The sequence below is a fragment of the Streptomyces amritsarensis genome (genome assembly GCF_001953875.1).
GTDB lineage: Bacteria > Actinomycetota > Actinomycetes > Streptomycetales > Streptomycetaceae > Streptomyces > Streptomyces amritsarensis.
Map to the genome: position 1 here is coordinate 29022 of NZ_MQUR01000047.1, position 26870 is coordinate 55891.

Below are 26870 nucleotides of genomic sequence, written 5' to 3' on the forward strand. Positions count from 1 at the left end.
TCCTCCTCGGTCTGCGGCCTCTCCGGCCCCCGAAATGATAGGCGGCCGGGTGGTGTCAGTCGTGCGCGGCCGTCCGCACCTCCCGCTCCACGAAGGCGCGAAAGGTACCCGGGGGACGCCCTGTGAGGCGCTCGACGGCGTCCGAGGTACGGTCCTCGGCACCGTCGGCGATGGCGCGGTCCATGGCCGCCAGCATGGTGGCGAATTCCAGCGGTATCTCGGCCGCCCAGCGGTCGCGCAGTTCTTCGAAGGTCAGTTGCCGGTGCACGACGGGGCGGCCGGTGGCCTCGGCGATGATCGCGGCCGCGTCGGCGTAGCTCAGCGCCTGCGGTCCGGTGAGGACCAGGTCGGTGTTGGGGGCCTGATCGTCGGTCAGGGCGCGGACGGCCACGGCGGCGATGTCCTCGGCGTCGACGAATCCGACGCGTCCGTCACCCGAGGCCGTGAGGATGGTGCCGTGTTCGCGGATGGTGCGTGCGTGCGGCGCGGAACCGGCGAAGTTCTGCATGAACCAGGAGGGCCGCAGCACCGCCCACTCCTCGAACAGGGCGGGCAGTTGCTCGTGGACCCGGCCGACGGCGGGACCGCCGGCGGGGATCGCCGACGAGCTGAGCAGGACCGCGCGGCGTACGCCTGCCGCGCGCGCCTGCCGCAGGAAGGGCAGCATGACCCCGGCCGGGTCCGGGGAGCCGGTGGGCGGGATCAGATAGACGCGGTCGACGCCGTCCAGGGCCCCGGCCCAGGTGGCGGGTTCGTTCCAGTCGAAGCGGACGGACTGCGCGCCCGGCTGCGGGGTCGGGGCCCGTCCGGCGGCCTTGACGCGGCGGCCCTCGGCGATCAGCCCGGCGGTGACGCGGCGGCCGGTGGTGCCGGCGGCCCCGATGACCAGAGTGGTCGCATGGTGGGCGTGCTCGGCCTGGGAGGCGTGAGGGGCGTGGGAGGTGTGGGGGGTCGTCATCGGTTCGCTCCCGTGAAGTCGGCGCCGGACTCTGACGCGGCCAGAGGGTTCCAGTAGTCGCGGTAGGAGGTGATGAGGCCGTTCTCGACCGTGACCACGGCGATGTACGTCATGTCGTAGGGGGTGTCGGTCTTCACCAGCCGACCGACGCCGCGCATCTCGACCACGATCGTTTCGGGGGCGGTGGTCTGGTGGACGGTCACCTCGGGGAAGTCGTGCAGGTCGATGTGGTCGGGGTAGTGGCGCATGTACTCGCCGACCGCGGCCTTGCCTTCGAGGCGGCGCGGCCGGCCGTCCGGGGCGAAGGGGAACTCGAGTACGCCGTGGGTGTCCCACAGGTCCACCCAGCCGGGGATGTCCTTCGCCAGCAGCAGTTGCAGGCCGTGGCGGTACAGCTCCGCGGCCGTCATGGGGTTGGTCATGGTCAAGGCTTCCGTTCCGCTCGATGTGGCAGCGTTGCCCGGCGGCTCGCGAGAAGGCGGTAGCCGCAATAAACGGACCAGCAGTCCGTATGATCTCGAGCGTACGGACCGGCGGTCCGCTTGGCAAGCGCGGGACGCCAGGCGGATCAGGCGCTCCCCCCGCGACCGACGTCCCCGCCCGGTACGGGCGGCGTCCCCAGCATGGAGACGAGGTGGTCCAGCGCCGCCTCGGCGGCCGGTGTGCCGGGCAACACCTCGGGAGCGATGTCCGGTGCGGTGCGGCGCAGGTCGAGCCAGCCCAGGTAGGCGGCGTAGGCGGCCAGGGCGCGGTGGCGGGCATCGCCCGGGGCGAGCCCGAGGTCGGCGAAGACGGCCTCCAGGTATCCGATCCGGGTGCGGGTGACCCGGTCGACCACCTCCGCCACGGCCGGGTGGGCGTCGCGGGCGGCGCCCAGCGCGGGCTCGAGGCCCGCGATCCCCTCGTCACCGAGGGCCGCGAGCAGCAGCGTCCGGGCGCGCGTCCAGGGGTCGCCGTGGGCGCCGACCGCGGCGATGACCTCGGTGGTGGCGTGCCGCTCCCAGGTCTCCAGGGCGGCGACGAGCAGGGCGTCGCGGTTCTCGAAGTGCCAGTAGAAGCTGCCGCGCGAGACGCCGAGCTCGCGGGCGAGGACGTCGACGGCCACGGCGGAGACACCTCCCCTGGCGAACGCCCTGAGCGCCGCCATCGTCCAGTCCTCTTTGCTCACTCGACCCTTCGCCATGTTCCGTACAGTAGTGTATGGAAAATCCATACAGCACTGTCTGGATCTACTGACGGGCATCGTGGGGAAGGGGCACCGATGGACACGACGACGGGAACGGGCGCGGACGTGCACAGGGACGCGGCCGGGGACGGGGACCGGGACGGGGATCGGGGGGCGCACGCGGGAGCGGGAGCGGGCGGTGCGGACGGGGGCGGCACCGCGGCGGTGCCGCGTCCTGTCCGGGCGGCGGCGGTCGTGGCGGCCGGCGGCCTGGCCGCGGCTGCGGCACTGCACGTCGTCTGGATCCGCTCGCCGTGGCCGCTGGGCCCCCCGGCGGAACTGGCCGAGGTGGTGGTGGGCACCGACCAGGAGGGGCTGCCGCCTGCCGCGGCGACGGCCGCGGTGGCCGGCCTGCTGGCCGCGGCCTCGGGCATGGTGCTGGCCTGCGCCCGCCCGGATTCCGCGCTGGGCCGCGCCCGTCCCGTACGGGTGGGGCTGTGGGCCGTATCGGCTGTCCTGGCCGCGCGGGGGCTGGGCGGTCTGGTCGTTTCCGGCCTGGACCTCCAGCAGACGCCGGCCCGGTACACGGCGATGGATCTGCGGGTGTATTCGCCGCTGTGCATCGCGCTGTCGTCCCTGACCGGCTACGTCGCGTCGCGCACCCGGCGCCGCGCCGGCCGGCTCTGACCGGGCGCCGTGGTCGGCCTCGGGGAGGTTCCGTCGACCACGGCGTCCGCATGCGATCAGGAAGTGCGCTTCAGGGTCCAGGTGTTGGGGTTGAAGCTCGGGACGGCGGAGTAGCGACAGCCGCTGGAGTAGTAGGTGCTGGTGATGGTCCAGCCGGCGGGCGGCCACGTGGACGCGCAGGCGTTGACCTGGGTGCCGACCGGGTAGCCCCTGAGGTCCTTGATCTGCTTCATGTTGGGCGTGAAGCCGGAGCCGCACCCGCCGCTGTTCCACCACTGGACGTCCACCCAGCCGTCCGGGGTGAGCGTACTGGCGCACATGTTGACCGTGTCACCGGGTGCCGCCGAGGCGGGACTTGCGGTGACGGCCAGGGCGGTGACGGCCATGGTGGCCAGGGCAACGGCATAGCGTGTGCGGATCACGAGACGTTCCTTCCTCGGCGCACCGGGATCGCCGCCGACGGTCGGCAGGCCGTGCCAGGCGCCGCGTCATTGCTATCCGACCGCTTCAGGATGCAGAAAGTGACCTTTTGGGCATAACTCTGCGATCGTTTAGAGCCGCTGTCCGGCCTCCGCCTTCCAGGGCCGCCTGCCCCGCGGCGGCCGATCGCCCTGCGGGGAGCACGTGCGAGCAGGGCCACCCGGCCCGCAACCCCCGTACAGGTCAGGCGGCGTGGCAGAGCTGCGCCGGGTCGGCCGGGGCGGGAGTGCGGGCCACGGTCGCGGGCAGGTGGCGGGGACCGCGGAGGGTGTCCGCGGTCTGCGCGTGGTTCCGGGCGAAAACGACGAGGCGCAGCACGGCGAAACGGGCCACGCCCGCGAACGCGGACGCCGACAGGTAGACGACCTGCTCCAGCAGCGGATCGGGCGCCGCCGCCAACTGCCGCAGGGCCAGCATCGCCATGCAGGTCACGGCGTACGCGGCCACTGCGGACCCGGCCGACTGCGCGTGCTGGCGCCGGCTCGCGCGGCCGCCCGCGCCGAAGGTGAAGCGCGCGTGGAGCTCGGTGGCGAGGAGCGTGGAGGCCGCGGTGATCAGGGCGTTGGCCAGCGCCCAGGGGATCCAGGAGGCCAGCGCTCCCACGGCGAAGCTGGAGGCGAGCCCCACGCCGCCGCCGCAGAGCACGAAGCGGGCGAAGGCGGTGAGGGCGCCGGGCTGCGCCGCCTGCTGTCGGCTCTGCGCTGTCTCCATGATGCGACCCCTCCCACGATTTACCGGCGAACGCGCACCCACCGCCGGTCCGACCGACGGGCGCGCCACCCATGACGCCATCATGGCTCATCAATGGCACCACGTCGAGCCACTATTGACGCCACGTCGGATCGCGGAGGGTGAAGATGCAGTTCAGAAGCAGCGCCACGGTGTCCAAGTTTCTTGTCCGTGCACCCTTTTCGTGGCGCCAGGGAGGCCTGGGCCGGAGCGTGAGTCGAGCCGGGTCGAGCCTCGGCCGCCCCTGACGGACGATCAGCCCCGGTGTGGAATCGGCCTGGAGGGGACCGGCCCGTACCGGTCGGCCGGGCGCGGCAGCGGGGCCATGCGGCGCGGGTACGGCGCGCGGGTACGGCGTGTGGAGGAAGGGCCGTCGACAGCCGGAGCGGCCCGGTGGCTCGGCCGGAGCGGTCCGGCGGTGGCCTGGCGGACGCGCCGGAGCGGGCCGGAGCCCGCGGCGGCGCGTCCCGCCCTCGAAGCCTCTCGGGCAGTGCCTCGGCGGACGGTCAGGCGCCCACGCCGAGGACGGTACGGATCAACGTCCGCTGGGCGTCGGTCAGGCAGGGGTCCTGGAGGTCGAGCACCTCGTCGTCCACGGTGATCCGGTAGCGGTAGCCGTCGGGCACGGGGGCGACGGCCCGCTGAGCGAGTTCCTCCAGGTCCGCCGCGTCCGCGCGTCCGGTCGTGTCGAGTGCGCTGAGCTTCTCCAGGCCGCCGGCGAAGCCTCCGGAGCGGGTGACCGTTATCAGCATGGCCGTTCCTTCCTGTTCGCGGGTGTGTCATACGGTCTGCGCGTCGCAGCCCTTGCCGCGCATGCCCCGAACCGCGGCCCGCTGTCAGCGAGCCGGCGCCGGTCCGTACGAACGTCCGGAAAACGCTGTCGCGAGCCGGGGGGCCGACCGGCCACAGGGCCGGAGCGGGCGTGCGACGCGCATGAGCCGTTCGGCGAGGAGGGCGCGCACCGGTTTCGTCGTCCCGGGGTGATCGGCAAGCCGCGCCTGGGGGTTGGCGGGCGCCTTGCCCGTGGTCCTCCCAGAACGTCTGGTTTTCGATCTCCGATGGGGAACACCGCATGCGGTCCCGGCAGTTCTTCGGATGGAACCGGGGGCGAGCCCGCACCGCCCGTCCCCGACCGCAGACATGGGCAAGGAGAAACCGTGCGCATTCTCTTCACCGGCCCGGCCTCGGCCGGGCACCTCTTTCCGATGATTCCGACCGCGCAGGCCTTACGCGCCGCCGGGCACGAAGTGCTGTTCGCCGGCTCGCAGCCGCTGCACCCACTGCGCCAGGCAGGATTCCCGGTCGTCGAAATAGGCGACGGCCGCACCATCCGGGATGTGTTCGAACAGGCCACGGGCGAGGAGGCGCGCTACGTCACGACCGACCTGACCTCCGACCAGATCCTCGACCGGGCTGCCCACGGCTTTGCGCTGCTGTCCCGCTCCACCGTGGACGGCCTGCTGGACGTCGCCGAGAGCTGGGGCGCCGACCTGCTCGTCTACGACTCCTTCCAAGCCTCGGCCCCGCTGGTGGCGGCCAAGCTCAAGATCCCGTCCGTGATCCAGAACTTCGGCGTCACCTCCGGCCACGACATGGTCGGCCGGCTCGCCTCCAACTTCACAGAGGCGTACGAGACGTACGGGGTGGCCGGCCCTGCCGAGACCACCGCACTGAACATCGTCCCCGCCTCCCTCGGCGGTGACCCGGACGGCCTGCGGATGCGCTACGTCCCGTACAACGGCGGCGGCTTCGTCCCCCGCGAACTGCTCCGTCGCGGTGACCGCCCGCGCGTGGCGGTCACCCTGGGCACGGTGCTCACCGAGCTGGACGGCGTGCGCGCCATAGTCCGCCTGATCGAGGCCGCCGCGTCGGTGGACGCGGAGTTCCTGCTCGCCGTGGGCGACGCCGACCTCGCACCGCTCGGCACCCTCCCCGACAACGTGCGCGCACTGCCCTGGGTCCCGCTCGCCGAGCTGCTGACCGCTTCGGACGCGCTGATCCACCACGGCGGCTCCGGCACCATGCTCACCGCCCTCCAGGCCGGACTGCCCCAACTCCTCCTCCCCCAGGGCGCCGACCACTTCACCAACGCCGACGCCCTCACCGCGACGGGCGCCGCCCTGCGTTCCGCCTCCGACGGCGTCGACGCTGCGCTCCTCACCCGGCTGACCGTCGACCCGGACCTGCGGGAGGCCGCGGGCCGCCTCCGCGCGGAAAACGCCGCTCTGCCGACCCCGGCCGAGACGGTCCCCGCTCTGGAGGCCCTGGCGTCCGCCTGAGCCACCTCCGCGAAGTCGCCCGGGCGGAAAATCCCGAGCGCCGGAGGTGACGGACGCCCTCCACAGCGTGAGGCGCGAGGCGCAGCGACGCCGGGGGATGCCACGCCGCCGGACGGGGGCGCGCCGGCACGCAGCAGGCGGGCAGGTGGGCCGACAGCTCACCCCTTCACGGGCCGCCTGCCTGCGTAACACGGCGATGTGGCTCCGCAGCGGCATCTCCAGGCTGCGATGCGCATGCTTCTTCGGCACCGGCACCACGGCACCACGGCGCAGTGGCACCGTGGTGCCGAGCCCGCCGACGGCGTCGAGCCGACCGCCCGCACGGGTAGGGGGCGCAGCCCGCCCCCTACCCGTCAGGCCGTCACGGTGAGCGCGGCTATGTCGCCCAGCACCTGGGCCGCCGGCGCCGGGTCGACCAGCCACTTGAGGTGGCTGCCGTCGAGGGTGCGGACGTCGTAGGGGTTGTCCGGTGTCAGGGTGTCGCCCTCGCGGATCAGCCGGTCCTGCATGGGGAGCGGCAGACTCGCGTCGTCGGCCAGGCGCACGAAGGTCTTCGGGATACGGCCCCAGGTGGCGGCCTGCGCCCGGTCGGCGGAGGTGCCGACGTCGAGGTTCTCGTCGGGCTGGAAGGTGTTGAGGAAGGTCAGGAACTGCTCGTCGGTGCCGTCGGCGAGGAAGGCCGCCTTCAACGCGGCGAGGGCCGCGGGGTCCGCCGTACGGAAGTTGACGCGCAGCAGCCCGAGTTCCGCGGGGTTGCCGGCCAGCGCCAGGCTCAGGGAGGCGGCGTCGACCTTGGCCATCTCCGGTTCGGCGTAGTAGCCGCCGACCTCCAGGTCGACCGGGGCCCAGGCCGCGACGTACACGATGCGGTCGATCAGGTCCGGCCGTGCGTTGGCGGCGGCGGTGGCCGTGATGCCGCCGCGGCTGTGGGCGACGAGGATGACCGGCCCGTTCTGCTTGGCCCGTTCCAGGACGCCGATCAGGTGCGCGGCGTTGTCGGCGAGCGTCACGCCCCGGATCGAGCCGGGCGCGGCGGCGAGGCCTTCGGGATCCTGCGGTGCCTGATAGGCGCGGTGGTAGCTCGCCCCGAATCCGTGGCCGGGCAGGTCGACGGCTACGGATCGGTGCCCGAGAAGGCCGAGTTCGGCTTGGAGCGGCGCGAAGGAGAAGGAGTTCGCGAAGGCACCGTGCACCAGCACGAAGGTCGGGGTCGGCTGCATCTGTCTGCTCACTCGCTCTCTGCCGAACATGAGGATTCCGTGGGACATCGGTGGCGCGAGCGCCCGCCGCAGCCCGTAGGGACAGTACGCAGAGAATGATCACCAAACAATCGGTACGGACCCCTCCGCCTGTTCTTCGGGCTGCGCCCGACCCGGCGGACGGCGGCCGACCGGGCTGCGGACGGCGGCCGCCCCGGTCAGGGCATCTCGTCCGGATCGCAGCTGGCCCGCCGCAGCCCGATCGTGCGCAGGGCCCGCATCAGGGCGTCGAAATCCCCTTCGCGCACGACATGCACGGCTCCCTCGACGGCGAGCCCGGCCACCGCACGGGGCACCTGGGCGGCAGCCGTCCGCAGCACCACACCGCTCGGAGGGTCCAGACCGCGGACCCCGCGAAACACGCGGAGGGCCGCGGGGTCCGAGTCGATGGCGTCGATTCCGGCCGGAAGGGACATGACGGTGATGTCGGGCAGCAGGACGCGGGCGTGCGCGAGGGCGACGGCGGGGTCGTGCGCGTGCGAGACGACCTGGAAGTGCGGGTTGCGCTGGATGCCCGAGCGCAACAGTTCCAGTTGCTCGCCGTCGGGCACGCCGACCACCAGGACCGTCATCACCCTTCCCATCCTGCTTTCAGGCGCGCGGCGGGGCGACCGGAGGCGCTGACCGCCGGGGCGGCCGCCCTCGGTCAGGCGGTCGCCGGCTCGCCGACGGGCCCGTCGGCCGGCTCGTCACTCTGCTCGTCAGCCCGCTTTTCGACCGGCTCGCAGGCCGGCTCGCAGGCCGGCTCGCAGGCCGGCTCCGGGCGCCGGCTTCGTCCGGCGTTCCCGGGCTGCGCCGAGGGCACGGCCTGAAGATGCTGTGCCGCCTCGGCGGCGGTGTACGCGGAGGCGAAGGTGAAGGCGCGCGGGGACGGCCCGTGCGCCCGCAGGTCGCTCAGCCGGTCCAGCGCCTCGCCGACGGTCGGCAGGTGGCCGGCGGGGATCCACCAGAGCACCAGGTGCGCCTCGACGTGCCGCTCGAACCATTCGCGGCGGCGCCGCATGACCTCCAAGTGCCCACTGCGGTAGGCGAAGTCCCACAGGGCCTCCTGGGACTCCCACACGGACAGGTTGACGATGACGTCCTCCCCCGCCGGGCGCAGGCCGGTCGCGTCGGCCGCCCCCTCCTCGACGAGCCGCCATACGAAGCCGGGCGCCCCGTCGGCGGCGGAGTTGACCGGATCCAGCATCTCGACGAACGGTGCGATGCGCGGGTCGTCGAAGGGGTGGAGGAGCGTGGCGACGTTGAGCTGGGCGAGGTGGGCGGCGTGCGTGGATGCGGTCATGGCCTCATCCCAGCACGGCCCCCTTTTCTATGTCAATGGCCATTGTTTTTAGACTCGACCACCACGCAGCACTCCCCCGGCCTGGCGTCCATGCGGGCGCGGACCGGACCGTCGACGCCGAGGAGCCCTTCCAGCAGCGCGAGGTTCATGCCGCAGACGAGCGGCGGGAAGCGTTCGGCGACGGCGTGGAACGGGCAGTTGCGCATGCGGACGACAGCATCCCGGCCGCCCTGCTGCCCACTCCCCTCCCGCTCCCCCTCACCCTCTCCGTCTCCATCTCCCTCTTCCAGATGGGGCTCGTAGCCGCGGGCGGCCAGCAGTTCCATGGCTTCTTCGAGGTCGCCGCAGGGCGCCGCCGCGCCGCGCAGGGACTCGCCCCGGCGGCGCGCGGCGGCGCAGAGCCCGGCGTCCAGCCCGGCCTGCTCGGCAGCCTCGGCAAGCAGCTCTGCGGCGGTGCGGTAATCGCGGGCGGGCAGCGACACCGACCGCTCCACCCGCGCCCGCGTGTACACCTTGGCCGGCCGGCCCGCCCCCGGCCCCGAGCGCCCGGTCAGCCGGCGGCTGCCACTCTCCAGCAGGCCCGCCTCGGTCAGCCGGTCCAGGTGGTGCGCGGCGAGCGTCCGCGCCACTCCGGCCGCCTCGGCGGCCTCGTTGCGGCCGACCTCGCGGCCCTGGGCGGCCACGTACTCGTACAGTCGGCGGCGCACCGGATCCTGTAGCACCGCGATCACGTCGATGTCCTTCACCAGGCCATTCTAGAAACAACCCAGGTTGGATATAGAAAGGCGGCGCGGCTGCCCCCTGTCGGACGGACTCCGCGCGATCCAGCCAGCGAGATGAGTCCCCGGTCGCCGACAAATGGGCGGCAGGCGCGCCCCGGGCACGAGCTCTGCTCATCCGCCGCTCCCCCGTGGTCGATGTCGCGAGAACTGCGATGCCGTCTGCGTCGTGTGCCTCGTATGGTTCGCTTCATGAGTCTGTTCGAGGTTTCCGCCGAGTCGTCCGAGCTCGTCGTCCGTAGTCCGACCTCGCCGACGACGTATGTCCGGTTCTTCGATTGGTCCCGCGTGGACGATCATGAGATCGCATTCGGGGTGGAGTGCGTGGCGGACGGCATGCACGCACGGCTCGACTCGGTGAGCCTCTCGGTCTGGGATCGCGCCGGGGACCTGACCGAGTTCTTGGACGGCTTGGCGAAAGACTTCCGGGGCTGGAAGGAGGACAGGTCGTGGGTGACCAGTCGGCTGGCCCTGACGGCGGCCTTTCATTCCGGGGGCCACGTCCAGCTGAGCTGGCTTCTACGCCGTGGGACCTTTGCCGAGGATGCGTGGGAGTGCTCGGTGACCACCACCCTCGAAGCGGGTGAGCAGATGTCGAAGCTGGCTTCCGACGTGCGGAGTTTCCTCCACCAGGGATAGATCCCTCGCCCTGTCGACGGTCGAAGTTGCCGACGCACTCCTGAACTTGCGCATCCCACCGCGTTGCCGCCGACGAGGCTCGCGCAGTTGCGGCGCGATGCCCTCCAGCTGGGCTCGGACAGGGCCGAGGGGCGGCCTGACGAGACCCTGCACCCGCCCCACGACCCGGGCCGCGGCCTGTTCCGAGACCGGCAACGCGGACGAAGGGTGTGGAGTTTTGTGCTCAGGCGCATCGGGCCGATCTGGCCGCCGCCGCGCTGACCGCGCCGGCCGTACGGGCCACCGCCGACGCCGCGGCGATCGCCTGCGGCGGCGGGACGTCGACCGGCCGGGTGGCCGTCAACGGGTGCATCAGCGCCGAGCGCGGATCCGGGTGCACGCGAAGGCCGACGGTGCCGCCTGGCGCGGATGGTCTTCCTCGGCGACGAGGCGGTGCCGGACGTGAACGCGGGCCGGCGCCCGAAGACGGTGGACGTCAGCCGCGCCACATGGGCCACAGGGTCGGCCCGCCGCCCGGGAGGTGGATCTCACCGGAGACGCGGAAGCCCAGCCCTTCGTAGAAGGGGATGTTGGTGACGTTGCTGGACTCCAGGTAGGCGGGCTGCCCGAGCCGGTCGCACTCTGCCAGCTGCTGGCGCAGCAGTGCCGAGCCGACCCCCATCCCCTCGAATCCCCTCTCCGTCCCCACCGTCGGCAGGTACCAGTGCGGCGTCTGCGGATGAGCCTCGTGGAGGGCGTTCTGGACCTGCCCCGCCCTCGGCATACCCCGCAGGCCGAAAACACGCGCGTACTCGGGCAACGCCGCCACTTCCCGCACCGCGGAAGCCTTCCAGCGCCCGGGACCCGACCACAGCGCCGCGCCCAGCAGCCGCCCGTCGCCCATTGCGGCGACCCGCACGGCGCCCGCGCGCGGCCTCTGTTGGCGCTGGGCCAGCCGGAAATAGCGGGCGATCCGGCGTTCCCGGTCGGCGGCGGGGACCATCCACGCCATGACCGGGTCGTCGGCGAAGGCACGGGCCAGGAGCGCGGCGATCGCCGCCGCCTCGGTGGGCCGGGCCGGACGGATGCCGTACCTCAACGGCTCCGCCGGGCGTGGGCGTCTGCTCATGGGATCACGGTAGGCAGCCGGACCGGGCGCCGCGGCCGTACGGCGGCGGACACGCCGTACGAGCCACTCGCTCCGCACGGAAGGAACGCCCCCCGCTGAGGGCGGCAGCCTTCAGACGTGGTGGCCCGTCATGTGGGCGACCGACACCCCAGGAGGCAGCGCCACCGCTCCCCCTCCCTTCGTGGTCCACGCCCCATCCGGCAGGTGGGACGGGCGGGACGGCGGCGGCCGGTCGGGGAGAGTCCGGCGACTGTCCGGTGTGTCTGCGCGGCGCGTGCGGCCCGACTCCCTTGAATGGGCAGCCTCCTACGGAAACGGGCACCCCGTATGACCCTCCCCGCACCGCACCATGCGTCAGCACCGGTACCGGCCCCGGCCCCGCCACCAGGACCGGCATCAGTCCCCGCCTCGGGCCGGTACACCCGCCGGTCAGTCCTCACCGGCGCCTTCGCCCTGGCCACCGCCGCGGCACTGCCCGTCACCGGCGCCGGGCGTGCGTACGCGGCAGCCGGGCCGAACATCATCGGCTGCGCAGCCTGGGGCGCGCGGGCCGCATCCGAGCCCGTGGTCGTCCTCGCCAACGGGCCGGAGCGGATCGTCGTCCACCACACGGCGACGGCCAACGTCACGGACTACTCGAAGCAGCGCGCCTTCGCCCTGGCCAAGGCCATCCAGACGTACCACATGGACGCGCAGGGCTGGATCGACACCGGGCAGCACTTCACCATCAGCCGCGGCGCCTTCGTGATGGAAGGCCGTCACCACAGCCTCGCGGAGCTGAACACCGGCAGGCGCCAGGTGCGCGCGGCGCACTGCGTCGGGCAGAACACCGTGTCGATCGGCATCGAGAACGAGGGCACGTACACCTCGCAGACGCCGCCGGCGGCGCAGTTCGCGGCGCTGGCCGACCTGTGCGCCCACATCTGCAGCCAGTACGGCCTGCCCGCCTCGGAGATCTACGGCCACCGCGACTTCAACGCCACCTCCTGCCCGGGCGACCGCCTGTACGCCATGCTGCCGACCCTCCGCAGGGACGTCGCCACCCGCCTCGGCACCACCCTGTCGGAGCCGGAGGAGGATCCGGTGGGGGACCTGGTCCGCCAGGCCACCGGACGGCCGGCCGCCCTGTTCGGCGAGTACCTGCCGGCGGGGCTCCTGCCCTGACGGAGGGTCACGTACGACGTACCCGTCGCCCAGGCCACGGCCTTGCCCGACGGGCCGACTCCCACGGTCTCGGGCCGTCAGATGTACCCCTCGCGCAGGGCGTACGCCACGGCGTGGGCACGATTGCGCAGGTGCAGGCGGGTGGTGAGCCCGTGCATCACGTTCTTCACGGTGCGCTCCGAATAGGCCAGCTTGCCCGCGACCTCCTCCGTGCTCAGCCCGTCGGCGACCAGCCGCAGCACGTCGACCTCGCGCTGCACGAGGCCGGAGGCCGGGGTGCCCGGCAGCCGCTCGCCGCTGCGCTGCATGCTGCCGAGCTGGGCGATCAGCCGGGCGATCAGGTCCGAGGGCAGGTCGCCGTCGCCCCGGGCGGCCGCGCGGACCGCCTGGAGGAGCCGGTCCTCGGTCGCCTCCCGCCGCCAGACGATGGCGCGGACGTCGCATTCGACGACCTGGAGCAGCTCCGCCTCCCGCAGGGCCCTCGCGACGAGGACCACCCGGATCCCCTCGGTGCGCGCGAGCCGCCGCAGACGCGAGAGGGCCGTCTCGTCCAGCGTGTCGACGAGCAGGAGCGCGACCGTCCCCGGGCGTCCGGCCATCTCCTCCACGACCTCGACCTCGGGCTGCCGGCGCAGCAGGCCGGTCGCTCCGGCGAAGGAGAGCGGATCCGGTGCGTGGACCTCGACCGGGATCCTGGCACGGGAACTCAGAGCCATGACCGAACATCCTTAGGTGCGGGGAGCGCGCGCAACACGCCGAACGAGCTTGGAGAATCGTCCTGTTGCGGTCGGTCCGCCGACAATCGTGGCTCACCACGAGATCGACCACGAGATCGACCCGATACCTACCACCAGTTCGACCACCAGATCGCCGGGAGCGTGTGATGGCGTCCCTTTTCGACCGTCTGCGGTGCACCACGGGCGCCGGCCGGGTGTTCGACGTCGCCGTCTCCGGGGCGCCCGGCGGACGTCCCGGCACGGGGCCGTGCATGTGATCGCGGCCCCGTGGGCTCAGCCGGATCTGAGCGTGGCGGAAGGCGTCACGCCGTACTCCTGCCGGTAGGCGGCGGCGAAGCGGCCCTGGTGCGCGAAGCCCCAGCGTCCGGCGATGTCGGCGACGGTGGCGCCGCCCGACGGATCGGCGGACCGGAGCTCGGCGTGGGCACGGGCCAGCCGGACCCGGCGGAGGTGGCCGAGCGGCGTCGTGCCGGCGTGGCGGGTGAAGGCGTACTGCACCGCGCGCGGCGTGACGGGGATCGAGGCGGCGATGTCGGCGAGGGTGATGGCGCGGTGGGCGTTGGCCTCGATGAACGCGACGGCGCGGCGCAGGGTGTCGCTGTGTGCGTCGCGCGTGTCCCGCGGGGCGGGCGCCTCCTCCCGGGCGGTGTTCGGCAGCGTGCGCAGCACCGTGGCCGCCAGGTGCTGGGCGGCCGTCGAGACCAGCAGCCCGTCGGGGTCTGCGGATGCCGTGCCGTCGTCGAGGACGTGGTCGCGGAGGTAGGCGACGGCCGCGCCGAGCCGCCGGTTCTCGGCCGGGCCGACGGCCCGGGGGCCGGTGATCCGTACGCCCTTGCCGTCGGGGACGGAGGCGACCCGGCCCAGCAGGCGGGGGTCGAACATAGTGATCGTGTAGCGGGCTTCGCGCACCTGCCCCGCGTACGGCCGGTCGGGCGGGGCGATGAGGAAGGTCTCGCCGGGGCCGAAGACCTCCTCGCGGCCTCCGGTGGTGTCCACGATGGTTCCGCTGTGCATCGTCACCAGGCACACCTTGCCCAGGCATCCCGCGTCGTAGCCCATCGTGTAGCCGAACGAGAGTCGGTCCACGCTCAGCCCGCCGACGGCGGTACGGGAGATCCGCGCCTTGGTGTCCGCGGGGCGCCCGCCGATCTGCATGGGGGTGTAGGCGGCGGACAGGAACGCCTCCGTGGCATCGAGGCTGCCGCTCTCGAAGAAGAGGTTCGTCATCGGGCCCTCCCTCGCCGGCACCGGGCACGGCCTGCCGTGGACAAGCCCGTCCAGTATGCCGCCGGCGGCCGACCGGACCGTCTAGGCACCGGTGCCGAAGGTCACGGGGAGGCTCAGGGGGCCGCGCAGCCCGCCCGGGCGCCAGCGGATCTCGTCCGGCTCCACGGCGAGGGCGAGTCCGGGCAGGCGGCGCAGCGCGGTGCCGATCGCGATGTTCCCCTCCAGGCGGGCCAGCGGTGCGCCCAGGCAGTAGTGGACGCCGTGGCCGAAGGCGAGGTGGGCGTTGTCCTGCCGGGTGATGTCGAGGCGGTCGGGGTCCGGGAACCGTGCCGGGTCGCGGTCGGCGATGGCGGACGCGATCAGGACGGTCGCGCCGCGCGGGACGGCCGTACCCGCGATCTCGACGTCCTCGCGGGCGAAGCGGGCGATGCCGGGGTTGACCGGCCCGTCGTAGCGGAGGAACTCCTCGATCGCGCTTTCCAGGAGCTCGGGTCGGGAGCGCAGGAGGGCGAGCTGGCCGGGGTGGGCGAGGAGCATGGCGATGCCTGCGCCGATCAGGTTGACCGTGGTGATGTAGCCGGCGGCGAGCAGCAGGAAGACCATGGCGATGAGCTCGTCCTCGCTCAGGCGCCGTTCCTCGTCCCGGGCGGAGATCAGTCCGCTGAGCAGGTCGTCGCCGGGGTGTGCGCGTTTGTCCCCGATGAGGCCGGTCACGTAGGCGCGCATGTGCTGCCATGCCTCGTCCACGACTGCGGGGTCCGGCGGCTCGGCGCCCCGCATGATCATGCGGTCGGTCCAGTGTTGGAAGTCGAGGCGGTCGTCCGGTGGTACGCCGAGGAGTTCGCCGATGACGGTGACGGGCAGCGGCAGCGCGAAGTCCGCGACGAGGTCGGCGCGACCGGCCGGGGCGATCCTGTCGAGGAGGCTGTCGGTGACGGCCTGGATCCGGGGCCGCATCTGCGCGACCCTGCGGGCGGTGAACGCCTTGGAGACCAGGCGGCGCAGGCGGGTGTGGTCGGGCGGGTCGCTGCGGAGCATGTTGCTGAGCATCGACTCGCGCTCCGTGCCGGGCAGCTGGGCCAGGAGCCGGGGGTCCGAGGCATCGCGTACGTCACTGCTGAGGCGGGGGTCGGACAGGGCAGCGAGCGCGTCCTCGTAGCGGGTGACGAGCCAGGCGTCCAGCCCGCCCGCGGCGACGACGCGGCGCACGGGCCCTTCCTCGCGCAGTTGCCGGTACAGCGGGAAGGGATCCGCGAGGAATGCCGGGTCGGCGTAGGGAAGAAGGACCGGCCGCTCACTCATCGTGCCTCCAGGTATACGACGCCCCCGCCATGGGAAGTGAGGATATGCGCCCGAGTGTCCGCGAATGCAGCTTTTCGGTCATGGCGGACGGGGCGCACACCGTCCCGACGGCCCGTCAACTCCCCGCGTCCACGGCATCCTGACGGCCTGTCGATGACCGATGGACGCGTGATCTGGGCCAAGGCCCCCTCCGGAAAGTATGATCAAGAAATGGCTGACATGACCGAAACTACGCCAGGCTGGCTGACCAGTGACGAGCTGGACGCGGCCAGGGCCCAGATGCCGATCCTGTACGTCGAGGCCGTCCCCGTGCGCGTCGACGAGACCGGTGAAGTCACCAGCGTCGGGCTGCTCCTGCGGATCGGCGCGGACGGGACGATCAGCCGGACGCTGGTGTCCGGCCGTGTCATGCACCACGAGCGGATCCGTGACGCGCTGCTGCGCCACCTGGAGAAGGACCTGGGTCCGGTGGCCCTGCCCCTGGTGCCGGCCTCCCTTCAACCCTTCACGGTGGCCGAGTACTTCCCCACGGCCGGGATCACCCCGTTCCACGACCCGCGCCAGCACGCGGTGTCCCTGGCCTACGTGGTACCGGTGACGGGCGACTGCCGTCCCCGGCAGGACGCCCTGGACCTGGTGTGGTTCAGCCCGCAGGAGGCGGCTTCGGCGGCCGTGCAGGGCGAGATGCCGGGCGGCCACGCGGTGCTGCTGAAGCAGGCCCTGGCGCACGTGGGACGCGCGTACTGAGGCCGCCTCCGGGCCCATGTGCCCAGGCCTGCCCGGCCTGCCCCGGACGCATGTACGGCGGCGGCTTCCCGCGCGGTCGCCCGCCCTCGGCTACGGGGTCTGCGCCGGGGTGAGCCTCGTGAGGATCAACAGGGTGTCGACGAGGTCCTCGGCGGGGGCGCCCGTGGCCAGGCGGCGCAGTTGCTGCCCGAAGACCAGGGCGACGGCCGCCCCGGCCAGGCGTTCGGGGTCCTGGACGCCCAGTTGGGTCAGGATCCGGGTGGCCAGCAGGTCGTAGGCGGCGAAGCAGTCGGCCGCCGCGGCCCGCAGCCGTTCGTCGCGGCCGGCCTGCACGTACAGCTCGAAGGGCGCTATGTGGCGGCTGTCGAAGGCGTTGCCGCCCGCGACCTGCGCCACCACCTCTGCGGCCTGGCCGATGTCGAAGTGCTCGTCGGTGCATTCGTCGGCCAGCGCCGTGAAGTGCCGGGTCTCCTCGGCCACGAAGTGCAGCAGGCTCTCGCGCAGCAGCTCGTGCTGGGTCGCGAAGTGGTAGGTGACGGAGCCGAGGGAGACCGCGGCCTCCTTGGCGATCCGCCGGTTGGTGACGGCCGCGATGCCGTCCTGCCCGATGATCCGCAGTACGGCGTCGATGATGTTCTGGCGGGTGGCGGAGGCGTGGGACACGTCCGCATTCTGCCCCATCGCCCGGTGCGGCCGCCCGTACGGGTCGGGGAGTCGGGCGACCGGGGTGTGGACAAGCAGCGACGCCATCCCTACTGTTCGTTCGAACGAACAGTAGGGAACGCCGCACCGCCGCACGGGAGTCGTCGTGGAGATGTCCGGATCGAACGTTCTGCTCACCGGGGCCACCGGAGGCATCGGCGCGGCCCTGGCCGCGCGACTGACCGCGCAAGGGGCCCGCCTCACGGTCACGGGCCGGCAGGAGGCCGCCCTCAAGTCCGCCGCGGACGCCTGCGGGGCCGCGGCCGTGATCGCCGATCTGGCCGTCCGGTCGGACGTCGTGCGCCTCGCGGAGACCTGCGCCGACACGGACGTCCTCGTGGCGAACGCCGCACTGCCCGCCAGCGGCGACCTCCTGGACTACACGGAGGAGCAGCTCGACCGCGCCCTCGACGTCAACCTGCGGGCGCCCGTCCTGTTGTCCCGGCTGCTCGCGGAGCACATGGTGGCGCGCGGCCGCGGCCACATCGTGCTGGTCGGGTCCATCTCCGGCAAGGCGGCGACCAAATCGACCTCCCTGTACAACGCGACGAAGTTCGGGCTGCGCGGCTTCGCGCTCGCCCTGCGCCAGGAGCTCAGGGGCAGGGGCGTGGGGGTGTCCCTGGTCCAGCCCGGCTTCGTCCGCGACGCGGGGATGTTCGCGGCGACCGGCGCCGCCACACCGAACGGCATCAGGACCGTCACGCCCGGGCAGGTCGCCGACGGCGTCGTGCGGGCCGTCCGACGCGACCTGTGCGAGGTCAACGTCGCGCCGCTGGAGCTGCGGCTGCTCAGCGCCATCGCCGGGCAGTTCCCCGGCTTCGCCGAGCGGATCCAGGCCCGGGCGGACGTCGACGGCTCCGTGCGGCAGATCGTCGACGCCCAGCGCTCCCGGCGGTAGGCCGTCTACGTCGCCTTCGGCGCCCCCGCCGGAGTGCGGCGGATCTCCGCCTCCGGCGATCACCGGCATGCCCGACGGGCCTCGCAGGTCCTGGCGATCGGCATCGACGGGATCGGGTACCCCAACGGCGGCGGCCGGACGGCTCCTTGACCGGATACGGGCCCCCGCGGGGCGTCACCACCCCCGCCACGGGGGCCGGCTCCCTCGAACATCGCCGAAACGCCCGACGGCCCGGCCCAGGTCGTGGCGGTCGGGCCCGAGGGACGGACCTGGCACAACGTCAGGGGCCTGACGGCTCCCGGACCCAACAGGAGGTATCCCCGCGGGCCGGCAGGCCTCCCGTACGCTGCCGTGCGGGGCCGCTACCGGGGCGGTTCGGGGGTGCGGAGCGCGGGGCGGGACCAGGGTGCGTCGGCGTCGGCGCCCGGGACAGGGCGCAGGCCCAGCTCGCCGAGCTCGTTGAGCGCCATCATCGCGGTGAACAGCGGGTTGGGGTTGGCGCCGCCCACGCCGAGCTCGGCAACGGCCTGCGCGTAGCGGGTGGCGAACGTGCTCGGGACGATCCGCCCGACCTCGCCCGTCAGGCCGAGGGCCGCCGCCTGCAGGGCGGTGGCCTGCTCCAGCAGCCCGTCCAGATGGGACACCGCCTCGGCGCCGCGGCGCACGGCGAAGGTGTGGCCGTCGGTGAGGACCGCGGCCTCCCCCTCCTCGAAGAGGCCGGCGACGGCGCCGAGCACGCTCTGGATCTTGAGCTGGTCGGCGTCGTACATCGCGCCGCAGGCGCCGTTGCCCTCGTCGGACAGGTGCAGGACGCCGTGGTCCCTCAGGTGCACGATCACGTGCCCGGCGCAGTGGCCCTGGCTGCGCAGCACCCGGACCGCGCCGTCGGCGAAGGTCCAGCCGGTGAACCTCTGCGAACCGATCCGGATCTGCTCCAGGGGCCGTTCCTCGTACGTCCGGGTCGCCGCGGCGAAGGGCCGCATCGGCTCGAAGAGCGACACCACCTTGCCGGCCAGCTCGGACGCCGGCAGCGGCGCCGCCCAGGCGACGCGCTCGAAGGACCGCACCCAGTAGGACTCCGGGTCCCGCATCTGGTCGAGGTCGCGGGCGGGGACGCAGTGCTCCACGGGCACGCCGAGCTCGTCGGCGAGGTCGTTGTTGCCGACGTGGTCGAGGTGGCCGTGCGTGGTCAGGACCAGCGCCCGGGACCAGGGCCCGACGCGGTCGGCCGCCGTCCGCAGCGCCGTGCGGAAGGGCGTCGTGACGCCGGTGTCGACGAGCACCAGGGTGTCGCCGGCCCGGTGGACCAGGGCGTTGCCGATGTCCGGCTGATCAGGCGCGAGGTCCAGCTCCCGGCCGAGGACCAGGAGGGTCCTGTCGTCGATCTCGACCAGGTCACCGAGCGCCGTCATGGATCCTCCCGCGGTCCGCTCCGGGCCGGCGGGGCCGGAGCCGCTGCTCAAGGCTGTCCAGCACCAGTCTCCCGCCGCCGGGCGCAGGCCGCACCGGTGCTCGGCTACTGCCGGCGCAGGATGGTGACCAGGTCGCTCGGCAGACCGTGGGTGTCGTGGAGGTGGTGGAGGTCCTCCTCGGTCAGCGGTCCTCGGAAGCGGGGGCGGGCGAGCACCTGCCGGAAGTGGTCCAGGGGTGCGCCGGACCACGTCCTCCGGGAGGTCTCCGACGCCGCGCGAGGGGTCGTCCCGCCACAGCAGGGTGAGCACGCGCCGCACCAGCCGTCGCAGCACGTAGCCCCGCCCGGTGTGGGCGGGGCGGACCCCGTCGCCGAGGACCACGACGGCCGAGCGCAGGTGGTCGCAGACCACGCGCAGCGTGGTCTGCGACCAGGTCCCACAGGGCCGGTACGTGCCGGCGCCACGGGTCGTTGCGGCCGCAGGGGCCGAGGGGGCCGTTGGACCACCAGTTGTCCCCGGCGGTGAGTTCGACGGGTACGCCCTTGTCCTGCCACAGGCGGAGGGAGGCGGTGTCCGGCCCCGTCCGGTCGTCGCCGGCGTGGACGCACGGGGTCGCCGCGACTGCGCCTGCCGCGGCGGGTGATTTTCGCCGGGTCGGCCCTCCCACCGGCGCCTCAAGGTTCAGGCCCGGATGCGCGCCCGGGGGTCCTCCGCCCGCATCAGGAGGTGGCCCCTGCGGAAGCGCTCCTGCGCGCCGGGCTCCCGGAGCATCCGCCCGACCTCGGCGAACCCGGCGTCGCGGGCCATCCCGGCGAGGTCGTCGATCGGCCACCGGTAGGCGGTCGTCACCTTGTGGTCGAACGGCGCCGGCGGACCGCCTTCGGCCTCGAAGAAGGCGAGCAGGAGAGTCCCGCCGGGGGCCAGCACGCGACGGAACTCCGCCAGGTAGGAGGGGAGTTCCCGCGGCGGGGTGTGGATCACCGAGTACCAGGACACGATGCCGCCGAGCGCGCCGTCGGCGAGGTCCAGTGCGTCCATCGAACCGACGTCGAACCTCAGGTCCGGGTGGGCCCCGCGGGCGAAGTCGACCATGGCCGGCGAGAGGTCGACGCCGAAGACGTCCAGCCCCAGGTCGCGCAGGTGCGCCGTCACGTAGCCCGGCCCGCAGCCCAGCTCCGCCACGGGACCGGCACCGGTGGTCCGGGTGAGGTCGGCGAACGCGGCGAGGACCGAGCGGTCCAGCGGAGCACCGTCGAGCAAGTCGCGGGCGAGGTCCGCGTAGAGGACGACGACGGCGTCGTAGGCGTCGGACGTCGCACGGAGGTGGGTGGGGAGTTCGGTCACGGGACCGACCTTAGACCGGGCCGGTAAGCGGCTAGCGCGCGGTGGTCTCCTTCACCGCCCAGGCCAGGTACTGCTGCGAGGTCCCGGCGGCCGGGAGCACGATCCACTGGGGCGTGCCGTGCGGGTGGCGCTCGTGCACCCAGTCCTCCAGGGCCGCGACCCGCTCCGTGGTGGTGGTGAAGGAGACCCGGTAGCCGCGTTCGTGACGCAGGGCGTTCTTGTGCCAGTGGAAGAGGGTCATCCGCGCCTCGACGTCGGCGGCGGCCGCCAGCCTGGCCTCCACGGCGCCCTGCGCCATCTCGTAGGCCTTCTCCTCGTCGTTCACGGTCGTCTGCGCGATCATTATGTCCGCCACGTGTGTCCTCCTCGATCCGGTTTTCCCCCACCCTACGGCGGGAGTTCACCGCGCCGCGCAGCATGGAGCTTCGTGATCACGAAGCGGCCGTGCGACGGCGCCCACGACGGGCCGGCCGGCCGGCCCGTCGGCCACGGGAGCGGCCACGCGCGGCTGGGTCGCGTCGACCCGCAGTACGTACCCCGCTCGCGGACGGGCCCCACGAAGTCTCCCGGACCGTGGACCGGTTGCTCCACGGCGGCGCACGCGTAGCCGGGACCCGGCTGCGCGGTCGCGGACGCGGGGACCGGCTCAGCCGGCCAGGGCGACGAGCCTGCGGTACGCCAGTTGGTCCGCGCGCCTGGCGGTGAGGTGGACGTGAACGTCGGCGAGGTACTCCTTCAGCGCCGTGTACCCGGCGGTGTAGGCCTCCTCCTGTGCCTCGGCCGCCGGCGGCATCCAGAGGATCAGCAGGAGTTCGTTCCTCCGCGTGCCCTCCGGGCTGGCGAAGGAGAGCTCGTGGACGACCAGCCGGGGCTCGTCCGAGGGCAGGCCCTGAACCAGTTCGTCATGGGTCAGGTTGCCCTCCAGCTCGGGGACCAGCACGTCTGCAGGGTGCTCGTGGCGGAGCACCACGGTGTTGACCTCCCGCTGCTCCCTCAGGTGGTGGAGGGCGGCGAGGCAGCTTTCCGACAGGCCGATCGCGCTGCTCATGGGGGGCTCACCGCTCCGTACTGGTCGGGTCCGGGTACCGGCGACGTCCGCCGGTCGAGGTCCCCGACGACATCCGCCCGGCCCGTGCATCCTCACGCCGACCCGCGTGCGGTGCGGCGTACCCGGCCCGCGGTGCGGGCAGAAGTCACCCGCCCGGCCGCACGCCCCACCGCCGGGGCAGCGGGCCGCGAGAAAAGCGGGCCGGGCGGGCTGAGCGGGCCGGGCTGCCGGGTGAGCGTGCTCCGGCCATACGGTTCGGCGTGGCTGCCGCCGACCGTCGCGGGCTGTCTGCTCGCGCGGGCCTCTGCGGCGGTGGACGCGGGCCTGGCCGTCCGGCCGACGAACGGGGCGACGGGTCTGCCGGACCGGCGGGTCGGCGGAGGCGGATCCCCTCCCCCGCGCGCGGCTCCGGACGGCGCCGCGGCCTTCCTGGCTGCCGCCGCCGTGGTGGTGGCCGCGGCGATCGGGGCCCTGGCGTACACGGCCGGCCAGCCCGAGAAGGAGTCGGACCCGGCGGACGACGGCCCCCTTTGACGACTGGTCCCCGGCCGACGCGGCCGACGTCCGACGGCCCACCGGCCTCCACGTCACCGACATCGCGAACGGCCGGGACCACTCTGTGGATGCCGTGGCCACGCTGGGAAAACGGCAGTGGCCGCGGCTACGGGGTGGTGGGGCCGGCCTCCAGTTGCGCCTTCAGGTTGCGCAGGGTGGTCCGGATGTTCTTCCGCTGGAACTCGGCGAAGGTGTGGCCCCTCGTCGCGATCCTGTCGAACGTGTCGGCCACCAGGTCGGGCCAGCCGCGGCGGTCGTCGGTCCACGTCTCCGTCACCTCGGTGCCGCCGGGCACGGCGGCGAAGCGGTACTCCCACGTGGCGATCGGGCCGGGCAGCCAAGGGCGTCGCAGTCCAATGGCATGGACCCTGAACCGGAAGAGCCGGTCCGGGTCGGCGGCCGTCACCGTGCAGCGGGTCGTCCAGCGCAGCGGTCCGCGCTTGTTGCGTCCGTCGAAGACCATCCCGACCCGGGTCGCGGTGCCGGGTCCCTCCGCCGGGATGGCGCCCAGGTTCTCCGGGCTCCAACGGCCCATCAGGGCGGGGTCGGAGACGTGCTGGTAGACCGTCGACGGGTCGGCCGCGACGAAGACGGTGTCATGGACGCTGAACGTGCGGGGCATGTGGCTCCCTCCTCGGAGCACGACGGTAGCGGTCGCCGCCCCGCCCCCGACCGGCGCCCCTGCCGCGCGTGGGCCCGGCGGCCCTCAGGCCCGTTGCAGCATGCGCCGCCGCAGGGTGTCGTAGACGGGCGGGCTCCCCAGCCGGTCCGCCGTCACGGCCGCGGCGAAGCAAGCCGTCAGCAGGGGCAGCAGGAGCACGCCGGCGCCGGTCATCTCCGCCACCAGGACGACACCGGTGAGCGGCGCCCGCACCACCCCGGTGAAGACGGCGGCCATCCCCACCACGGCGAACGCAGCCGGACCCGCCGCCCCGGCCGGCAGCAGCGGGGAGGCGAGCTCGTGGGTGAAGGTCCCCCACAGGGCTCCCAGGGCCAGCAGCGGGGCGAACAGCCCGCCGGGCGTCGCCGCCGCATAGCTGAGCGGGCCCGCCACGAACCGTACGGCGAGGCAGAGGACCAGGGCCGCGGCGCTCAGGCTCCCACCCGCCAGCAGCCGCTCGCTCAACTGGTCGCCGCCGCCGGTGAGGAGCGGGTCGAAAGCCATCAGCGCCCCGACCAGGGCTCCGATGACGGCCGCGCGGACCACGAGGGGTACCCGGGTGAGCCGGTCGCACACCTCCAGGGTCCGGACGACCAGCGCACTGTACGCGGCGCCCAGCGCTCCGGCGGCCACCCCGAACAGCAGGAAGACCGGCAGCATCCACAGCGGTGGGGCCGCAACGGCCGACATGGGAAGGACGAGGGCGTCGCCCACGATCAGTCCGGAGGCGGCCACCGCGGTGACCGTCCCGGCCAGCGTGAGCAGCACGAGGCGGGGCCGCACCGTGCCGGTCACCTCCTCGCAGACGAACACCAGCCCGCCCAGCGGGGCGGTGAAGGCCACCGCCAGGCCCGCCCCACCGAGCGCGGTGTGCAGCATGCGGGCGTCCTCGGCGTCCAGCCGGCCGCGCCTGCCCGCGCCGGACCCGATCGCGGCGCCCATGTGGACGATGGGCCCCTCGCGGCCCAGGACCAGGCCCGAGCCGATCGCGACGAGCCCGCCCGCGAACTTCGCCGGCAACAGCCAGGCCGACCGGGCCTCGGCCTCCTGCCGCCACACGGCTTCCACGTGCTGGATGCCGCTGCCCGCGGCATGCGGGACCCGCAAGGCGATCAGGCAGGCCAGGGCCGCGCCCGCCGCGGTCAGGGCGACGGGGATCAGCCGGCCCGCCCCGCCCGGCCCGGCGGCCACCTCCAGGACCGAGGCCCTCAGCAGATCGGCGTGTTCCAGGCACCACCGGAACGCGCCCCCGACCAGCCCGACCAGACACCCCGCCAGTGCCGCGACCACGAAGGCACGGCCCGCTCCCCACCCCCGCCGGCGTGCCACGCCCTACTGCTGGGGCAGGTGGGTCTTGGCGTCCTCGTACGTGGCCCCGCCGGGTGCGGCGGCCACGGCGTAGAAGAGGTTCAGCACACCGGTTCGGAAGGTCTCGGCGGACAGCAGTTCCAGCGGCAGCGGCGCCGCGTCCTGCTCGAACAGGTGCATGCCGCCGCGCACGGCAATCGGGTGCAGCAGGAGGTTCAGCTCGTCCAGGAGCCCGGCGGCCGCCAGTTGGCGTACGACGGAGACCGACCCGCTGATCCACACCGGTGTGTCCGTGCCCGGTTCCTCCCGCAGGGCGGCGACCCCGGCGGCGAGGTCGCCGGCCAACTGCTCGGAGTTGCGCCAGGTGAGGTCGAGCGGCCTGTTCGAGACCACGATCTTGCGGGCGTCGCCCAGCACCTTGGCGAACGGGGCGTCCTCCCCGCCGGCCGCTTCCCGGTCCGGCCAGGCTCCCGCGAAGCTGTCGTACGTCCTGCGCCCCAGCAGCAAGGTGTCGGCCCGGCCGAGGGTGGCGTCGACGGCGGCGCCCATCTCCTCGTCGAAGTAGGGGAAGTGCCACTGGTCGGGGGCCTCGACGACGCCGTCGAGCGAGATGAACAACTGCGCCTTGATCTTCCTCATACCGGTCTCCGGGAGCGGGTCGTCGGGTGTCGGGGCGTCGGGGTGTCGGGAGGTTCCGTCCGCGTCGTACGGGCCCATCCAAGGCACCCGGTGGCCGGTACCCGCCGCATTCACCCGCACGGCGGCTGCGTCACGCGCCCCGGGGCTCCGGGCGCCGGGGCCCCCAGGCTCCGGGCTCCGGGCTCCGGGCTCCGGGCTCCGGGCTCCGGGCTCCGGGCTCCGGGCTCCGGGCTCCGGGCTCCGCCGATGACCGGCGGATCGGGATTGCGTGCGGCGAAGTGCAACCCGATCGGGTCCTCGCCCGGAAGTGGTGGCGAGGGGCCGCCGCCGGCGGGTCCCTCGGCATGGATGCTGTCCGTCCGACTCCCTCACACATCACGGCCAAGGGGCTCTCCTTGAGAAACGCACCGCGCTGGGCCCGCTGGATCGTTCCGCTCGCCCTGCTGCTCGTCTGGCTCGGCATCGGCGGGACGCTGGGACCGTACGCCGGGAAGCTGGGCGAGGTCGCCACCAACGACCAGGCGGCGTTCCTGCCGCGCAGCGCCGAGTCGACGAAGGTCCTCGAAGCCCGCAGGGCGTTCGAGGAGGCGCAGTCCGTCCCGGCCATCGTGGTGTGGACGTCGAACGGGGCCCGGGTGACCGTCGGGCAGCAGGAGGCGGCCACCCGGGCCGTCGCGGGTCTCGCCGGCCGGCCCGGGATCACCGCCCCGCCCTCACCGGCCGTCGTCTCCGACGACGGGCTCGCCGTCCAGGCCGTCGTGCCGCTCGCACCGGACCTGGGCGAGGAACTCCCGGCGGTCCTCGACGAGGTGCGCCAGGCGGCGCAGCGGGTGCCGGGCACCTCGGTCGGGATCGCCGGCCCGGCGGCCACCCAGGCGGACCTGTCCGACGCGTTCGCGGGGATCGACGGGCTGCTGGTGGGTGTGGCCCTGGGGGCGGTGCTGTTGATCCTGCTGCTGGTCTACCGCAGCGTCCTGCTGCCCCTGGTGATCATCGTCAGTGCGGTGTTCGCCCTGGGCCTGGCCTGCGCGGTGGTCTACGCGCTGGCGGCCCGCGGGGCCGTCCGGGTGGACGGCCAGGTCCAGGGGATCCTGTCGATCCTGGTGATCGGGGCCTCGACCGACTACGCCCTGCTCGTCGCGGCGCGCTTCCGCGAGGAGCTCGCCGTACGGGGCGACCGGGCGGACGCGGCGGTGGCCGCGGTGCGCCGGTCGGCCGGGGCGGTCACGGCCAGCGCGGCGACCGTGGCGCTGGGGCTGCTGGCGCTGCTGGCGAGCGACCTGACCAACAACCGGGCGCTCGGGCCGGTCGGCGCGATCGGGATCGTCTGCGCGGTGCTGAGCTCGCTGACCTTCCTGCCGGCCGTCCTGGTCCTGCTGGGCCGCACCGCGTACTGGCCGGCGGTGCCCGGCCCGGCCGACGCCTCGGCCGAGGGGCACCGGGTGTGGCGCCGTGTCGCCGCTCTGATCGACCGGGCGCCGCGCCGCGTGTGGGTCTCCGCCTCCGTGCTGCTGGTGGTGCTGGCCGGCTTCTCCCCCGCGCTGTCGTCCAAGGGCGTGCCGTTGGACGAGATCTTCGTCAACGACGCGCCCTCGGTCGGGGCGCAGCAGACCTTGGCCCGGCACTTCCCCGGCGGCTCGGGCAATCCGGCCGTCGTCATCGCGAACGCCGACCGGGCCGCCGAGGTACGGGCGGCCGCCGAGGGCACGGACGGCGTCGCCGCGGTCGTGCCGGCCACCGCGGGCGGCGGCCGGCCGG

General features: G+C 73.5%; 29 protein-coding genes and 2 pseudogenes. 8 read left to right on the top strand and 23 right to left on the bottom strand.

Translation table 11 applies throughout. The features are described from left to right. Nucleotides 1-55: 55 nt before the first annotated feature. From AVW11_RS20065 to AVW11_RS20075, 3 genes are all read right to left on the bottom strand, one after another. On the bottom strand, nucleotides 56-958 hold the full coding sequence (locus tag AVW11_RS20065; protein WP_079250703.1) for an NmrA family NAD(P)-binding protein: 903 nt from the start codon (nucleotides 956-958) through the stop codon (nucleotides 56-58). Beyond that, the gene (locus tag AVW11_RS20070; protein ID WP_030854996.1) at nucleotides 955-1380 is read right to left on the bottom strand and encodes a nuclear transport factor 2 family protein; all 426 of its coding nucleotides are present in this window, start codon (nucleotides 1378-1380) and stop codon (nucleotides 955-957) included. The genes AVW11_RS20065 and AVW11_RS20070 overlap by 4 nt, the downstream gene beginning before the upstream one ends. 146 nt (nucleotides 1381-1526) lie before the next feature. Beyond that, nucleotides 1527-2141 (bottom strand): TetR/AcrR family transcriptional regulator, encoded by a 615-nt coding sequence (locus AVW11_RS20075; RefSeq protein ID WP_079250704.1) that lies wholly within the window; start codon nucleotides 2139-2141, stop codon nucleotides 1527-1529. Between the two features lie 78 nt (nucleotides 2142-2219). Between AVW11_RS20075 and AVW11_RS20080 the strand changes: the two genes are divergently transcribed. Further along, nucleotides 2220-2810, top strand: a complete 591-nt coding sequence (locus AVW11_RS20080) for a DUF3995 domain-containing protein (RefSeq protein WP_076045095.1) — start codon at nucleotides 2220-2222, stop codon at nucleotides 2808-2810. A gap of 56 nt (nucleotides 2811-2866) precedes the next feature. Here AVW11_RS20080 and AVW11_RS20085 read toward each other — a convergent pair whose 3' ends face one another. The 3 genes from AVW11_RS20085 to AVW11_RS20095 all read right to left on the bottom strand — a co-directional run bounded on the left by AVW11_RS20085 (nucleotide 2867) and on the right by AVW11_RS20095 (nucleotide 4771). Next, nucleotides 2867-3232 (bottom strand): hypothetical protein, encoded by a 366-nt coding sequence (locus AVW11_RS20085; protein ID WP_234331163.1) that lies wholly within the window; start codon nucleotides 3230-3232, stop codon nucleotides 2867-2869. A 241-nt stretch (nucleotides 3233-3473) separates the two neighbouring features. Beyond that, a complete protein-coding gene (locus AVW11_RS20090; RefSeq protein ID WP_076045097.1) occupies nucleotides 3474-4001 on the bottom strand; it encodes a GtrA domain-containing protein in 528 nt (175 codons plus the stop codon). Between the two features lie 524 nt (nucleotides 4002-4525). Continuing rightward, nucleotides 4526-4771 (bottom strand): protealysin inhibitor emfourin, encoded by a 246-nt coding sequence (locus tag AVW11_RS20095; protein ID WP_030854976.1) that lies wholly within the window; start codon nucleotides 4769-4771, stop codon nucleotides 4526-4528. A gap of 405 nt (nucleotides 4772-5176) precedes the next feature. Here AVW11_RS20095 and AVW11_RS20100 point away from each other — a divergent pair, with 405 nt between their 5' ends. Further along, a complete protein-coding gene (locus AVW11_RS20100) occupies nucleotides 5177-6298 on the top strand; it encodes a nucleotide disphospho-sugar-binding domain-containing protein (RefSeq protein ID WP_030854973.1) in 1122 nt (373 codons plus the stop codon). Between the two features lie 353 nt (nucleotides 6299-6651). Here the strand turns inward: AVW11_RS20100 and AVW11_RS20105 are convergent, their stop codons facing one another. The 4 genes and pseudogenes from AVW11_RS20105 to AVW11_RS20120 form a co-directional block, all read right to left on the bottom strand. Further along, nucleotides 6652-7518 (bottom strand): alpha/beta hydrolase, encoded by an 867-nt coding sequence (locus tag AVW11_RS20105; RefSeq protein ID WP_173675304.1) that lies wholly within the window; start codon nucleotides 7516-7518, stop codon nucleotides 6652-6654. Between the two features lie 197 nt (nucleotides 7519-7715). Next, nucleotides 7716-8129, bottom strand: coding sequence for a response regulator (locus tag AVW11_RS20110; protein WP_030854967.1), 414 nt, complete (start codon nucleotides 8127-8129; stop codon nucleotides 7716-7718). Nucleotides 8130-8353: 224 nt separating this feature from the next. After that, nucleotides 8354-8842, bottom strand: a pseudogene (locus AVW11_RS20115) (DUF3291 domain-containing protein); the annotation flags it as partial. A gap of 32 nt (nucleotides 8843-8874) precedes the next feature. Further along, nucleotides 8875-9588 carry a helix-turn-helix transcriptional regulator gene (locus tag AVW11_RS20120; RefSeq protein WP_076045101.1) on the bottom strand — a complete coding sequence of 238 codons (714 nt, stop codon included), beginning with the start codon at nucleotides 9586-9588 and terminating at the stop codon, nucleotides 8875-8877. A gap of 225 nt (nucleotides 9589-9813) precedes the next feature. Between AVW11_RS20120 and AVW11_RS20125 the strand changes: the two genes are divergently transcribed. Further along, nucleotides 9814-10260: a DUF6228 family protein gene (locus AVW11_RS20125; protein ID WP_076045127.1), complete on the top strand. Its 447-nt coding sequence runs from the start codon at nucleotides 9814-9816 to the stop codon at nucleotides 10258-10260. 475 nt (nucleotides 10261-10735) lie between these two features. On the opposite strand, the gene AVW11_RS20135 is transcribed toward AVW11_RS20125, so the two are convergent. After that, the gene (locus AVW11_RS20135; RefSeq protein WP_076045105.1) at nucleotides 10736-11368 is read right to left on the bottom strand and encodes a GNAT family N-acetyltransferase; all 633 of its coding nucleotides are present in this window, start codon (nucleotides 11366-11368) and stop codon (nucleotides 10736-10738) included. Between the two features lie 327 nt (nucleotides 11369-11695). Between AVW11_RS20135 and AVW11_RS20140 the strand changes: the two genes are divergently transcribed. Then, nucleotides 11696-12532, top strand: coding sequence for a peptidoglycan recognition protein family protein (locus AVW11_RS20140; protein WP_076045107.1), 837 nt, complete (start codon nucleotides 11696-11698; stop codon nucleotides 12530-12532). Nucleotides 12533-12609: 77 nt separating this feature from the next. Here the strand turns inward: AVW11_RS20140 and AVW11_RS20145 are convergent, their stop codons facing one another. From AVW11_RS20145 to AVW11_RS20155, 3 genes are all read right to left on the bottom strand, one after another. Beyond that, complete coding sequence (locus AVW11_RS20145; protein WP_060180175.1) at nucleotides 12610-13248, bottom strand: helix-turn-helix transcriptional regulator; 639 nt, start codon at nucleotides 13246-13248, stop codon at nucleotides 12610-12612. A 294-nt stretch (nucleotides 13249-13542) separates the two neighbouring features. Beyond that, nucleotides 13543-14496 carry an AraC family transcriptional regulator gene (locus AVW11_RS20150; RefSeq protein ID WP_030854943.1) on the bottom strand — a complete coding sequence of 318 codons (954 nt, stop codon included), beginning with the start codon at nucleotides 14494-14496 and terminating at the stop codon, nucleotides 13543-13545. Between the two features lie 81 nt (nucleotides 14497-14577). Next, a complete protein-coding gene (locus tag AVW11_RS20155; RefSeq protein WP_076045109.1) occupies nucleotides 14578-15798 on the bottom strand; it encodes a cytochrome P450 family protein in 1221 nt (406 codons plus the stop codon). A 219-nt stretch (nucleotides 15799-16017) separates the two neighbouring features. On the opposite strand from AVW11_RS20155, the gene AVW11_RS20160 reads away from it, so the two are divergent. Further along, entirely contained in the window at nucleotides 16018-16545 is a 528-nt protein-coding gene (locus AVW11_RS20160) for an NUDIX hydrolase family protein (RefSeq protein ID WP_030854935.1), read from the top strand. A 90-nt stretch (nucleotides 16546-16635) separates the two neighbouring features. Here AVW11_RS20160 and AVW11_RS20165 read toward each other — a convergent pair whose 3' ends face one another. Further along, complete coding sequence (locus AVW11_RS20165; protein WP_076045129.1) at nucleotides 16636-17226, bottom strand: TetR/AcrR family transcriptional regulator; 591 nt, start codon at nucleotides 17224-17226, stop codon at nucleotides 16636-16638. A gap of 127 nt (nucleotides 17227-17353) precedes the next feature. On the opposite strand from AVW11_RS20165, the gene AVW11_RS20170 reads away from it, so the two are divergent. Beyond that, nucleotides 17354-18145: an SDR family NAD(P)-dependent oxidoreductase gene (locus AVW11_RS20170; protein WP_076045111.1), complete on the top strand. Its 792-nt coding sequence runs from the start codon at nucleotides 17354-17356 to the stop codon at nucleotides 18143-18145. A 362-nt stretch (nucleotides 18146-18507) separates the two neighbouring features. On the opposite strand, the gene AVW11_RS20175 is transcribed toward AVW11_RS20170, so the two are convergent. The 5 genes and pseudogenes from AVW11_RS20175 to AVW11_RS20195 form a co-directional block, all read right to left on the bottom strand. Continuing rightward, nucleotides 18508-19557, bottom strand: a complete 1050-nt coding sequence (locus AVW11_RS20175; protein ID WP_076045131.1) for an MBL fold metallo-hydrolase — start codon at nucleotides 19555-19557, stop codon at nucleotides 18508-18510. A gap of 104 nt (nucleotides 19558-19661) precedes the next feature. Beyond that, nucleotides 19662-20161, bottom strand: a pseudogene (locus AVW11_RS35940) (alanine--tRNA ligase-related protein); the annotation flags it as partial. Nucleotides 20162-20238: 77 nt separating this feature from the next. Next, nucleotides 20239-20901: a class I SAM-dependent methyltransferase gene (locus AVW11_RS20185; RefSeq protein WP_060180171.1), complete on the bottom strand. Its 663-nt coding sequence runs from the start codon at nucleotides 20899-20901 to the stop codon at nucleotides 20239-20241. A 31-nt stretch (nucleotides 20902-20932) separates the two neighbouring features. Continuing rightward, nucleotides 20933-21256 (bottom strand): divalent cation tolerance protein CutA, encoded by a 324-nt coding sequence (cutA, locus tag AVW11_RS20190; protein ID WP_234362347.1) that lies wholly within the window; start codon nucleotides 21254-21256, stop codon nucleotides 20933-20935. A 291-nt stretch (nucleotides 21257-21547) separates the two neighbouring features. After that, nucleotides 21548-21949 (bottom strand): cofilin family protein, encoded by a 402-nt coding sequence (locus AVW11_RS20195; protein ID WP_060180169.1) that lies wholly within the window; start codon nucleotides 21947-21949, stop codon nucleotides 21548-21550. A gap of 237 nt (nucleotides 21950-22186) precedes the next feature. On the opposite strand from AVW11_RS20195, the gene AVW11_RS20200 reads away from it, so the two are divergent. After that, nucleotides 22187-22483, top strand: a complete 297-nt coding sequence (locus AVW11_RS20200; RefSeq protein WP_143568869.1) for a hypothetical protein — start codon at nucleotides 22187-22189, stop codon at nucleotides 22481-22483. A 127-nt stretch (nucleotides 22484-22610) separates the two neighbouring features. On the opposite strand, the gene AVW11_RS20205 is transcribed toward AVW11_RS20200, so the two are convergent. The 3 genes from AVW11_RS20205 to AVW11_RS20215 all read right to left on the bottom strand — a co-directional run bounded on the left by AVW11_RS20205 (nucleotide 22611) and on the right by AVW11_RS20215 (nucleotide 25112). After that, a complete protein-coding gene (locus AVW11_RS20205) occupies nucleotides 22611-23126 on the bottom strand; it encodes an SRPBCC family protein (protein ID WP_076045115.1) in 516 nt (171 codons plus the stop codon). An 84-nt stretch (nucleotides 23127-23210) separates the two neighbouring features. Next, nucleotides 23211-24455, bottom strand: a complete 1245-nt coding sequence (locus AVW11_RS20210; RefSeq protein ID WP_079250706.1) for a ClC family H(+)/Cl(-) exchange transporter — start codon at nucleotides 24453-24455, stop codon at nucleotides 23211-23213. 42 nt (nucleotides 24456-24497) lie between these two features. Then, complete coding sequence (locus tag AVW11_RS20215) at nucleotides 24498-25112, bottom strand: dihydrofolate reductase family protein (protein WP_060180222.1); 615 nt, start codon at nucleotides 25110-25112, stop codon at nucleotides 24498-24500. 395 nt (nucleotides 25113-25507) lie between these two features. On the opposite strand from AVW11_RS20215, the gene AVW11_RS20220 reads away from it, so the two are divergent. After that, on the top strand, nucleotides 25508-26870 hold a 1363-nt coding region (locus AVW11_RS20220), incomplete at its 3' end, for an MMPL family transporter (protein ID WP_158076149.1).